Annotated in this window: 12 protein-coding genes; all 12 read right to left on the bottom strand. The window is 33.3% G+C overall.

Annotated features, from left to right (window positions below; genetic code table 11):
* Nucleotides 1-57: 57 nt before the first annotated feature.
* Nucleotides 58-651, bottom strand: coding sequence for a hypothetical protein (locus E9099_RS17700; protein ID WP_136584836.1), 594 nt, complete (start codon nt 649-651; stop codon nt 58-60).
* A complete protein-coding gene (locus E9099_RS17695; RefSeq protein WP_136584835.1) occupies nt 644-1,150 on the bottom strand; it encodes an RNA polymerase sigma factor in 507 nt (168 codons plus the stop codon). Before E9099_RS17695 ends, E9099_RS17700 begins: the two co-directional genes overlap by 8 nt.
* Nucleotides 1,140-2,024, bottom strand: coding sequence for an alpha/beta fold hydrolase (locus E9099_RS17690; protein ID WP_136584834.1), 885 nt, complete (start codon nt 2,022-2,024; stop codon nt 1,140-1,142). The genes E9099_RS17695 and E9099_RS17690 overlap by 11 nt, the downstream gene beginning before the upstream one ends.
* A gap of 195 nt (nt 2,025-2,219) precedes the next feature.
* Complete coding sequence (locus tag E9099_RS17685; RefSeq protein WP_136584833.1) at nt 2,220-2,774, bottom strand: RBBP9/YdeN family alpha/beta hydrolase; 555 nt, start codon at nt 2,772-2,774, stop codon at nt 2,220-2,222.
* A gap of 117 nt (nt 2,775-2,891) precedes the next feature.
* Nucleotides 2,892-3,272 (bottom strand): VOC family protein, encoded by a 381-nt coding sequence (locus E9099_RS17680; RefSeq protein ID WP_317130630.1) that lies wholly within the window; start codon nt 3,270-3,272, stop codon nt 2,892-2,894.
* 90 nt (nt 3,273-3,362) lie between these two features.
* Nucleotides 3,363-4,076, bottom strand: coding sequence for a DUF6891 domain-containing protein (locus tag E9099_RS17675; RefSeq protein ID WP_205961006.1), 714 nt, complete (start codon nt 4,074-4,076; stop codon nt 3,363-3,365).
* Nucleotides 4,077-4,113: 37 nt separating this feature from the next.
* Entirely contained in the window at nt 4,114-5,235 is a 1,122-nt protein-coding gene (locus E9099_RS17670) for a polysaccharide deacetylase family protein (RefSeq protein ID WP_136584831.1), read from the bottom strand.
* 3 nt (nt 5,236-5,238) lie between these two features.
* Nucleotides 5,239-6,408, bottom strand: a complete 1,170-nt coding sequence (locus E9099_RS17665) for a tetratricopeptide repeat protein (protein ID WP_136584830.1) — start codon at nt 6,406-6,408, stop codon at nt 5,239-5,241.
* 185 nt (nt 6,409-6,593) lie between these two features.
* On the bottom strand, nt 6,594-7,478 hold the full coding sequence (locus tag E9099_RS17660) for a hypothetical protein (RefSeq protein WP_136584829.1): 885 nt from the start codon (nt 7,476-7,478) through the stop codon (nt 6,594-6,596).
* Nucleotides 7,479-7,613: 135 nt separating this feature from the next.
* Entirely contained in the window at nt 7,614-8,909 is a 1,296-nt protein-coding gene (thrC, locus tag E9099_RS17655; RefSeq protein ID WP_136584828.1) for a threonine synthase, read from the bottom strand.
* An 82-nt stretch (nt 8,910-8,991) separates the two neighbouring features.
* Entirely contained in the window at nt 8,992-9,927 is a 936-nt protein-coding gene (locus E9099_RS17650) for a homoserine kinase (protein ID WP_136584827.1), read from the bottom strand.
* Between the two features lie 106 nt (nt 9,928-10,033).
* The gene (gene thrA / locus E9099_RS17645) at nt 10,034-12,475 is read right to left on the bottom strand and encodes a bifunctional aspartate kinase/homoserine dehydrogenase I (protein ID WP_136584826.1); all 2,442 of its coding nucleotides are present in this window, start codon (nt 12,473-12,475) and stop codon (nt 10,034-10,036) included.
* Between the last annotated feature and the right edge of the window lie 29 nt (nt 12,476-12,504).

Here is a 12,504-nt window from a genome sequence, read left to right as displayed (position 1 = left end):
TTATTTAGAATACCAAGTGTCTAATATCTCTAAACTTTTGTTTTTTTAAGTTGATTATTACTCCGTTAAGTCTTTTTTTAACTTTAAAATTTCTGCTAATTTGTGCATTTCTTTTTTTACTGCTTTTCTTATAACAATAAATAGGATAATTCCAATAACCACATAAGACACATCAATTAGTATTAGATTCCAAAAAGGCATGTGTAAACTAAATTCTGGCGTGATTAGATAAAAACCAATGGTGTATAATATAATGATAATTGGGGCAATCACTTGATGGATTGTTTTTCTAAATTGATGAAACTTTATGGTGTTGTCTACTGCTTGCAAAGCATTATCTAAAGTGTTTATTTGTTTTGCTTTGTAAATACTAATCACTTCGATGTAAATTCTAAAAATCAAACCACCAAGCATTAATCCAACTCCAATTTTACTGACTAATGTTTTTACCGGTGCAACGTGATAGAAAAACAGAGCGATTACGACTAGTGTGATTAATAAGATGGTTATAGTCCCATAATAGAACATATAATTGTCTCTTTCTTTATGTTTAATTTTTGCATATAAGCTATCAAAGTTTGTAGCCGTTTGGTCCAAGCTGCTTTTGCTGTGGTCCCATTTGTTTTGAAGGTCTTGAAAATCGCTACTCATTTGTATTGTTTTTTATAATTGTTTGAAGACGTTTTTTTATCCTGTGGATTTTAACTCTGACGTTTATGGCATTAATACCAATAACTTCTGATATACTGTCATAATCCTGTTTATCTAAAACCATCATGATAATTAAACGGTCTATTTTTTTTAGTTGTCCAATGGCTTTATATAAATCAGAGACCTCATGGTTTGGGGTATGCTCTGTATCTGTAATAGCGGTTTGATTTTCTAGCTCCATTTTAGGGACACGCTTTTCCTTGCTGTCTTTTTTTACATATTGCAGACAGGTGTTTACGGTTATTCTGTAAATCCAAGTTTTGTATGTGGAAGCGCCTCTAAAGGTGTCTAAATTGCTCCAAATACTAATAAATATATCTTGCGACAAATCGTTAGCAATAGCCTGGTCACCTTTTACAAACCCTAAGCACATTTGCAAAACCATAGGATGATGTTGCTTATAAATGGCTTCAAACGAGGTGTTTTTATTATTTTTCATCAATCAAAAAATTGGTTACAGTTTTATAAAACCAGTCTGGTTGATCAAACATTATAAAGTGTTTACTATTGGAAGCCATTACAATTGTTTTGTTTGGTAAGTTAGCATATTGCTTTTTATAATTCTGTTCTGCGAGGTTTGCGTCAGGAAATGAAGCGCCTAAAATTAAAGTTTGGCATTGTACTTTAGATAAAATAGGTCTTAAGTCTAGTTTTAACAAATCGGTGTAACCATAGACCCAAGTTTTTCGATCAGCATTTACTAACCAATTAGTGATAGTTTCTACTTTATCTTGGTTTAAAGTCATATTTGAAGCCATCATAAGCGCCATGCTTTTAAATTGTTCTGTATCCATTTCAAGCATTTGTGTGTTGTATGGACTATCATAATAAAAATTATCTGCAGGCACATTAGGCATCATAACGTCTCGCATACAGGCCAGCGCATCGACTATAATAATTTTTGAAATGGTATTAGGTAATGCAGCTGCTATATCGATAGCTAAATTACCACCCATACTATGACCTACAATTATAACATCGGACATATTATTTGCTTTTATATAGTCGATAATTGCAGTTTTAATGGTCGCGTACCAAGGCATTGCGATAGGTGGATTACCATTAAAACCTGCATAGGAGAATAGATATGATTTACGGTCTAAGTTTACGTGTGTTACAGTTTCTGTCCATATAGTACCTGGTGTTGCAAATCCTGGAAGATATAATATCGGTTGTCCTTCGCCTGTAATGTCAACTGTAAAAGGAGTAGGGGACGCTGCCTCCGTTTTAGTGTTTGTGGTTTGTAAAGCAAAGCTAGTTGTACAGTTTAAGCAAATAATAAAAAGGACACTGATTTTAATTAATTTGGTCATAATGGTATTGATTTTTTAAAGGTTATACCCCTTTGATTAAAAAATCAGTATTTGTTACACTTTTAAATCAATTATTTTTAATTTATTTTTATTTGGAGTCGCTTTTACACTAAATAAGCTAGAGAATAAAAGACCATAATAAATTGATGTGCTATCAGAAAAACCGAATAGATACAAGTGATTAAACGGAATAGTCTAGTCTGTTTTATCTAGTAAAGTGTCCAAAATACGTTGTCCTTCTTCCCAATATTTTAAATTTGAATCTGAGTTAATATGACCTTTAGTTCCAATATTTATAAAATCACTACCCCATTGTTTTGAGAAATATTCTGCACGGGGTATACTTACATAGTCGTCATTCTCACTGGCAACTACTATGGACGAAAATGGAAGTGTTGTTATTGGCATAGGTGAAAATCCTCTAATGCTTTCTGGTGTATGCGTTGGCGAGTCCACATCTGCAGGTGCAACTAATAACGCTCCTTTTATATGGGGATTAGTATATTGTCGTGCCCAATGCAACACTAAGGACACTCCCAAACTATGGGCGACTAAAACCGTAGGGGAATCAATTTTTATTAAACAGTCTTGTAAGGTCTTTAGCCAAAGCTCAAGTTTTGGGGCATCCCAATTGTCCTGAACAATCTCTAAAGTGTTATCATATTGTTTTAACCAATAGGATTGCCAATGATTAGCGTTAGAACCACCAAGTCCTGGGATGATTACTATTTTTGTATGCTCATTTTCCATTTAATATTTTGTTTTTAAAGCGTCATTAACTTCACCTAGTTATGACCTTTTAGTAATGTTGTATAATGATTGGTTTTGGGTTGTAAAGTTTAGGTCTTAACTATAATCAAGCACAACTTAAATCGCATTGTTAACTTCAATCCAATAGCCGTCTGGATCCTGAAAGTAAATTTGTTTTATACCATCATCACGAACATAGTCCTTTTTTTTGGTATTACGCCAATCCGAATAAGGGATGGTTAAGTATTTAAGATGGCTAATAAACGATTCAAAATTGGGTGTTGCCAATGCAAAATGAACGGCTTTATTGGTTTTAACGTCCAATTCTGGTCTAGGTATTAAGTGGATTTGTTTAGTATCCGTCAATGCTAGCCATTGTGTTTTTGAATTGGAGGCTGTGTTTTTTATGGATTGTAATCCAAAGACGGTTTTATAAAAATTAATCGACAGGTCCACGTCCTTTACTGATAGTGCAATATGATCTAGTACAAACGTCATGATGATAGGTGGTATGTTGGTTTCTTATCGTAAAATTAATTGAAAGCTAATGGATTATGTGTTACAATGTCGTTAACTGTGTAATAGATTTTATTTAAATAATAAACTTCTAATTTTAGCTAAAAATCCAGTAGTAGCATTCGGCTCAGTAACGGGTTGTGCTGGTTTTAGTAAGAGGTCTAAAGCATCTTCATAATCTTGTAAGTCTCTGTTATTGTCGTCATAAAGATGCTGCCATTTAAAATCAGGCAACAATATTTTAGAATTAATATCGTCCTTCCAGTCGACTTTAAGTCCGTTTTTGGTTAAAATTTCGACTACTTTTTGTCCTACTTTTAGTGTGACGCTATCGTCGGTGTTTTCAGTTTTTTGGTACGCAATATATAGGCTTGAATTTTCTGGAGTGATTGCTCTAGACAAGTCTTGTTCATGATAAAAACAATACCCCTCAGAAGGGGATTGTTTTTGTCGTAGCGCTTTTTCTATTTCTACCACTTCATATTCGCCATCACTAGTTGTATATCCAGCGTTGTGTAGTGCGATGATATTAATGGCACACAGCTCATCAAAAGCTTTAATTAATTTTTCGGTATCAGTAGGATGACTCCAATGTTTACTTTCCGAAAGTAACGTATCGTATGCTTCCGTAATATTCTGAAACGCCCAAGATTCTGAAATCTCTTCCTCGAAACCATTGTCTTCAATTTCTTCAAGTATAGCGTCTTTAATTTCTGAAAGGGAACGAAATCCCATTCTAACTTGATTATAAATAGAATCAAATATAAATTGTTTGTTTTCTGTCATTGTTGTGCAATGGTGTTGGTTAATAATTTATTTGGTCTTAAATAGCGTCTGGTGTCATCCAAACAATAGTTGTATTTTTAAAATAGTTGTGAATAATAGGAACCGCTTTTTGAACTTTAGTATGGATGTCGTGAAATAGCAAAATCCCTTGTCTCCATAATAACATTAATTTAATTTGTCTGTCTGCGACTTGCTGTACATTTAATTTGGAACTCCAATCTCTAGAATCGATATTCCATAAAATTATTTTAGAGTCTTTCTCTGTAAAATAGTCTGTCATTGCTGTATTACGTTGTCCGTAAGGTGGTCTAAAATACACAAGCTTATCATTATTTTCAGGATAGATTTTATTAATCAGAGTACTCGTGTAGTCAATAGACGTTTTCCATGAATCATATTTTTGATGAGCTTTATGGACTTTTCCGTGAGAAAACACTTTGTTATCTCCATATAGTTGCTTTACAGCTTCTTTGGATGTAGCGTTTAGTCTTTGCTCTAAATTATCTCCTAGCACAAAAAACTGCCCTGTTAAGTCATAGCTATTTAGTACTTTGATAAGTTTATCTGTATTACCATTGACGGCAGTAGGACCATCGTCAAAAGTTAATAAAAAGTGTTTGTCTTTAAAATCATGTCCTTGAATTTCATTTTCTGAAAATTGTAGAATTTCACTTGTGATTTTAGGAAATAAAGCAGCTAATCTTATTTGTTCTCCAATGTAATCTGTATAAAATGCTTGCGTCGTTTTATACCAGTCTAAAAAATTAGCTGGCATATCGGATTGTAAGTCTAAAGCAGATAAAATCTCCCATGTACTATTGTTATTAATGCAAATTACGTCTTTTAAAGAAGCGTCAGATAGCTTGGAGAAGTTGGCGATTAGTCTTGCTTTGGTTTCTTTTTTCCATTGTGTAATGGATTTTAATTTAGCCTTTGGAACTTTAATCCTTTGGGCTAAATCAGTGTCTGATAATGCATCGTAGTCATTATAAACTTCAATAAAAACAAGCATTTCACATTTAGAAGCAACATCAAAACTAGTACTAGACTCTAATGCTAAAGGCCAGTTGTTAGCCGTGTCTTCATTTAAATTATTCGCAAAAGCAAAAAATGGAAGTAATAAAAATAGACTGTAAATAAAGGTTGTATTGTAGGTCATGGTCTATCTTAATTTTTCAGTCATTCTTGCAATTCCTTCGTTATAAGCTCTGTGTTCTCTATTGTTTTTAGCAGATTTGTAGTTGTCTAATGCATCTTGCCATTGTTGTTTTTTCTCATATATTTTAGCAATATTGTAGTAAGAGCTAGCTCTAACAACATGTGCTTTGTTACCAGAGGCTAAATCTATTGCTTTACGGTTGGCCCATAATGCTTCTGCTTCTTTATTCAGTTTCTGAAAAGCTAATCCTAAGTTACTATACGCTTGTCCGTTTTTGTAATTTAATTCTATTGCACTTTGATATAAAAAGACAGCATTCTCTAAATGTCCTGCATGGTATTCTTCTTCTCCTTTTCTATTAATAATTGTAGATTCATTTTTATCAGAACTGGTCACGACAGATTGATCTCCGTCAAATCGATAGTTTCTTAAAATCGTACTTACGCCTTCCCAACTTGTTGCATTTTTAAAGTCACCAACATTTACAATGTTTCCCATTTCATCAATTAAAAAAGGAATCCAAATAGTTCCTTTTAATCCTGTTGGCATCGTGTAAGTCTTAATTAGTGTGTTTCCGATATAAATAAACACTTTAGCTCTACTAACATTAGATAAATTTGAATTGTTTATCGACTCTTTATCTGAAAAATTATGAACCGCATAAACGTACTTTTTACCTTGTTCTTTTTTTGTAATAGTGATCGTTTCTGGACCATAGCCATCCGTATCATCAACATCTAAAATGGCGTGTGAAGATTCTTTTTTATAATAACAAACGTAACCACCAGCATATGATAAGTGAGAATCTATGTCTTGCGGAGAGTTATCCCAACTTAATACAATTCGCATACCATCCAATTCTTGCATTGTAGGACTTATAGCATACGTTAATCCGTCGCATAAACATTTTGTAATTAAAGGAGAATAGCCCTCTTTTTTGATGATAACGATAACCTCAGAATCATTTCTAAACTGTTCCGGAATAGAAGCAATACCATTAGAATTGGTGTATTTTGTAATCGAATTTTCTCCGTTTTTTTGAAAAATCACTTCTGCATTAGGTATGGTTTTATCTTTTATTATGGCACTTAGTACTAAAAGTTCTGATGATGATTGTGCAAAGGTTGTTGTGCCGATAATAAGCAATAGAAGGCTGCAAAAGATGTTTTTCATTTGGATTTAAGTTTAAATTAATGTTATTATGTTAAGGTATAAAATTGTAGCACGGGTGATATGTAAACTGGTTAGGTATAATGCTAAGCCAAATATAAATATATTGTTTGACTATTTTTTGTAAATAATAGCTTAAGATTGAAATATTTATAAAAAAAATGAGATACGTAAATGGTATATCATTTTTAGAGACTGTTGGAAGTCTTTTTATTTTTTTTAGGAGGAAAGACAATGATGTGCGAGTCATAATCTGTGTAGTTTGTAAACTTGGTTTTCAAGAATAATGGCTTGTTATTGTCAACATCATATTTTTTGGCAGGTGCGCCATTCCAATTACATTCTTTTAAATACTCAAAACGTGTAATCCAAGTGTGCCAACCTTGCTCGCTAAATCCCCATCCAAATTCGTTAGCCTTTAAAAGTGTATTGATTTGATCTTTATCGTCATCGATATCAAATACGTTTTTGATAGCAATATTTAGTTGCTGCCACACATGATAGGTTTTATCTGTTTTAAAATTTCGTAAACAGGCTTTATATTCTGGAGACTGTTTTGATATAAAAAGATAGGCGTCCCAATTGTAAAATTTGGTTAAGATATAACCCAAACTCCAACCTGCAAATTCGCGGTCAGACCAAATTTTAGTATGCTCTTTTTTTATGTTTTCAAATGTTGTTCCAAATCCAGACTCTAAAGCTTTTACAGCATAAATAGTACAATGCATACTATCTAAAGTGACCTCCTTTTTTTCTGAAGCGTAGTGGTCAAAAACAGTAGAGGAGTCGGAAGCATATAAACGTTGTCCAATAGAATAATACCATTGTGTACCATAATAGTGACTTACAGTGGTGTTATAAGCATTAAAGTAAGCATTTTCAATATTTGCAATCGTGTTTATGGCATCAGGAGAACTAAAATTGAGATATTGATTATCAAGATGACTAGGTGGTGTATATACTTTTATGCTATCTATAATCTTATTTTGCTGACCAGTCATTGCTGTTGTCTTTTGCTTGCAGGCGTAAGACAAAGCAATAAGTAATAATAGAAAATAGAGTTCTCTTTTCATAAAATTGGACAAATAAATACAACGTATACTATAAAGTGTACTAAGATACTAAAATAGTAGTGCCGATTTTTTATGATAACAATGTTGTAAAAAGAATCCCTTTATATAGCTATGATTTTAAAGTTTTACTAATGTTTAGGCATTCAATAAAAACAACTTTAAACCATCGTAGTTACTAATTTTTGTAGCCACCTTTGTTTTATCCATGACCGCTTCAATTTGTGGTGGTAAGGCTTGTTTTTGTTTAATTACGTCTTCAACAACATCTAAAAACTTTGTGGGGTGTGCAGTTTCTAAAAATACACAATGCGCTTTTTTATTATCTTTTAGATAAGCTTTACAACCTAAATACCCAACAGCGCCGTGTGGATCTGCAACGTAATTATAGTTGTCGTAAATTTCTTTTAATGCCACTTTAGTTTGTTCATCAGTAAAACTGAACGAGGATAGGTTTTCTTTTAAGTCGCTAAAGTTATTTTTGTAGATTTCTTGGATACGTATAAAATTACTTGGATTACCAACATCCATAGCGTTACTAATGGTTTGTACAGATGGTTTTGGATTATAATCTTCTGTTTTTAAGTAATTAGTAACCACATTGTTCTGGTTGTTAGCCGCTATAAAATGTTTGATAGGTAAGCCTAATTGTTGTGCCATCATACCCGCGCAAACATTTCCGAAATTACCACTTGGTACGGAAAAAACAAGCTCTTTTTGTGTGTTATGTAATTGCTTGTAGGCAAACATAAAATACAATAGTTGTGGTAACCAACGTGCTACGTTTATAGAGTTTGCAGAGGTTAATTGCATTTTGTTGGTTAAGGTATCGTCTAAAAAGGCACGTTTTACCATGTCTTGACAATCGTCAAAAACGCCATCTACTTCTAAGGCTTTAATATTTTGACCTAAAGTGGTCAGTTGTTTTTCTTGAATATCACTGACTTTTCCTGAAGGATATAAGATAACAACGTTAACCCCTTTGACTCCTAAAAAACCATTAGCAACAGCGCCTCCTGTATCACCTGAAGTGGCGACTAAAACAGTGACTTCGTTAGTATTATCCTTATTAAAATAGCCTAAACAACGTGCCATGAAACGGGCGCCAACATCTTTAAATGCCATGGTTGGACCATGAAACAGCTCTAATGTAGATATATTATCATTTAGTTTTACTATCGGAAAATCAAATGATAAGGTTTCTGCAATAATCGTTTTTAAAACAGCCTTTGGAATATCGGGAGACACAAATTGTTGGAGTGCTTCAAAGGCAATCTCATTATAACTTAAATTATCAATATTTTCAAAGAATGAAGCCGGTAAAGGTGTTATGCTTTCAGGAAAGTACAAGCCTTTATCTGGTGCTAATCCTTTTATAACGGCTTCTTTAAAAGAAGTGTTTGGTGCTTTATGGTTAAGGCTATAATAATTCATTGTACTAGTGTTTAATCTTTAGTTTTGTTTGATCGTCTTCGCATTGTTCTGAAAGACAATCGTATTCTTTTTATAGTCAGATTTATGACTCTGATTGACTTATTATTTTCATCCCTTGGGTATTAATTTTAGAGACGTAGGTATTAAATGCAATAGGTGTTTTAGAATAAATGGTCGTCATTGCTTCAGCGACGGCTTCTGCTGTTTTTTTACTTTTTGATAAGGCAAATATGGAAGGTCCAGAACCAGAAATTCCAGCACCTAAAGCACCTGCTTTTATAATTTCGGTTTTAACCGAATCAAAATGTGGTATCAATTGACTTCTATAAGGTTCTACTACAACATCAATTAAGGTAGCGCTTAATAATCCGTAATCACTAGTGTGTAAAGCGTGGACCAAACTTCCAACATTGGACCATTGGGTAATGGCATCTTGTAATGGAATGTGTTGTGGTAAAATGGCGCGCGCTTCAGAGGTTTTTACTTCTATCTGTGGATGAATAATCGTAACGTATAAATCGTCTGGTGTTGGCAATTGTAATACTTGTAATGGTACTGTGCTTTTGACTAATGTAAACCCGCCAAATAGGGCAGGAGCGATGTTATCTGCATGTTCGCAACCACTAGCAACCGCTTCCCCTTTCATAGCAAAATCGGTTAATTCTATTTGGTTATAAGGTCTTCCTAATAACTCATTAATAGCAAAAACACTTCCAGCCGCACTAGCAGAACTACTTCCAATTCCACTACCTGGTTTTATATTTTTATAAATTTCGATTTCGAAACCACAATCAGGCTTGGCGTGATTATATAAGGCTAAAGCCGAAACGGAAGCCACATTTTTGTCTGCTTCAAAAGGTAAGTCTGCACCAACAATTTTAGTGATTTTGATTCCTTTTTCAGTGGTTTTTCTAATCACCATTTCGTCACCAATAGTATCTAGGCAAAAGCCCAGGACGTCAAAGCCACAGGAGACGTTGGCTACTGTTGCTGGCGAGAATATTTTGATTTCGTTCATTTAAAACTACTTTATTGATTTCCGCTACAGCGATAATCTTTTTTATTTTATGTTCTTATAAGAAGTGAATCATGACTAATTAAGTATAATTCATTACCCTTTCATCTTATTTATTACCTATTCTTATAATATCTGCAAACAAACCTGAGGCTGTAACATCTGCTCCAGCACCTGCACCTTTTACAATTAACGGTTGTTCTGGATAACGTTGTGTATAAAACATAACTATATTATCTTTTCCTTCTAAGTTATAAAAAGGATGACCTTCAGGTATTTCTTGTAAGCCTACTTTTGCTTTTCCGTTTTTATATTCGGCAACATATTTAAGTTGGCATTTATTAGCTTTTGCCGAGGTGTATAACTTTTGAAAATGCGCTTCGTCATCAATTAATGTCTCGTAAAAATGATCGACGGATGTACTGTCTAAATTAGTTTTAGTTAAAAAAGACTCGTTAACAATATCCTCAATTTCCATTTTAACTCCGTTTTCACGCGCCAGAATTAATATTTTTCTAGCGACATCAATTCCGCTTAAATCAATACGTGGATCAGGTTCTGTATAACCTTCAAATTGTGCTTGTTTTACGGTGTCGTGGAAATTCTTTTTATCACTAAAATTATTAAATACAAAGTTTAAACTACCAGATAAGACAGCTTGAATGCTAATCACTTTATCTCCAGAAGCGACTAAATTATTAAGGGTATTTATGATAGGTAGACCTGCACCAACATTAGTTTCGTATAAAAAAGAAGCATTGTACTTAAGTGATAAGTCTTGTAGGTTTTTATAATTGATATATTTATCAGAACACGCTATTTTGTTACAAGCAACGACCGCGACACTTTGTTTTAAATAGTTTTGATAAACAGCGGCGACATCATGGTTTGCAGTGACATCTACAAAGATGCTATTTCTTAAATTTAAGCTGATAACTTTTTGGTAAAACCCTTCAATACTTGATGGTTCTGCATGATGAAACTGATCCGTCCAATTATTTAAATCAATCCCTTTTGGATCAAATATCATTTTTTTGGAATTGGCCATTCCAACTATTTTGACGTCTAATTTTAAGTTTTTCTTTAAAAAGCTATGTTGTTGATGGATTTGATCAATTAGTTTTTCTCCAACATTACCAATTCCTGTAATAAAAACATTGAGTTGTTTAGTATTAGTCTCAAAGAAACGTTCATGCAAACTGTTTAATGCTTTGCTAACATCTTTTTCGCTAATAACGGCAGAGATATTTTTCTCTGAAGCCCCTTGTGCAATTGCTCTAACATTAATATTGTTTTTTCCTAGTGTACTAAAAAGTTTCCCACTAATTCCTTGGTGACTTTTCATGTTGTCACCAATTAAAGCAATAATGGATAGGCCTTTCTCTACGATTATAGGATTGATTTTATGCAAAGAAATCTCATATTCGAACGCTAAATTAATTGTGTTTTCTGCTTTTTCAGCATTACTAATATCTATTCCAAAACAAATAGAATGTTCTGAAGACGCTTGCGTAATAATAATGATATTAATTTTTTCGTTAGCTAGTGTTTCAAACAAACGTTTTGAAAACCCAGGAATACCGACCATTCCACTACCTTCTAATGTTAAAAGCGCAACATTATCTATATGGCTAATACCTTTAACGGTCAGATTGCTTTCCTTTTTCTGATTAGAAATAACCGTTCCAACCGCTTCGGGATGTAACGTGTTTTTTATATGAATAGGAATTGCTAAATTTAAAACAGGTTGTACTGTTGGTGGATATAATACTTTTGCACCAAAGTGCGATAATTCCATCGCTTCCTGATACGATAAATTAGCTATCGGGTAGGCTTGTTTCACTAGTTTTGGATTAGTGGTGTACATCCCGCTAACATCAGTCCAAATTTCTAATTGTTCAACTTTTAAAGCTGCGGCTATTATGGCAGCCGTAAAATCTGAACCTCCGCGACCTAACGTTGTGATTTCGTCAGCTTGAGATTTAGACACAAAACCAGGTAATATTGTGATTTGCTGATTAGCTTTGTTAAAGTAGTCTGTTATATTTTTATTTGTAATGTCATAGTTAACTTCCGCTTTTGTAAAGTTAGAATTGGTTACAATTAGGTCTTGACTATTTTTTAGAATAGCATTTAATCCCATGCCTTCCATTGTCTTTGCAATGATAAAAGACGATAGTATCTCTCCGTAACTAACTAGTTTATCCGATGTTTTAGGTGATAATTCGTTAATTAAAAAAATACCATTAAGTAATTGATTAAGGGCTTCAAATTTTTGATCAACTTCAGTAATAATAGCTTTTGGCTCTGAGGTTAATCCTTCAATAACTTTATAGTGAATGCTTTTAATTTTATCTAAAACCGTTAGATAAGACTTGTCTTTTTGCTTAGCTAATGCTCCTGCTTGAAGTAGTTTGTCTGTTACACCACCAACAGCGGAAACAACACAAACGATCGGACTAGTAAGAGATTCTTTTTGAAGAATGGCTATAACTTTTTTTATGTTTTGTGCTGAACCAACAGAGGTTCCACCAAATTTTAATACTTTCATTTTAATTTATTTTATGATAGAAATTGTAG

The sequence above is a fragment of the Psychroserpens sp. NJDZ02 genome (assembly GCF_004843725.1).
Taxonomy (GTDB): Bacteria; Bacteroidota; Bacteroidia; order Flavobacteriales; family Flavobacteriaceae; genus Olleya.
The sequence above is the reverse complement of the archived record's forward strand: the minus strand, read 5'-3'. Positions and strand labels throughout refer to the sequence as shown.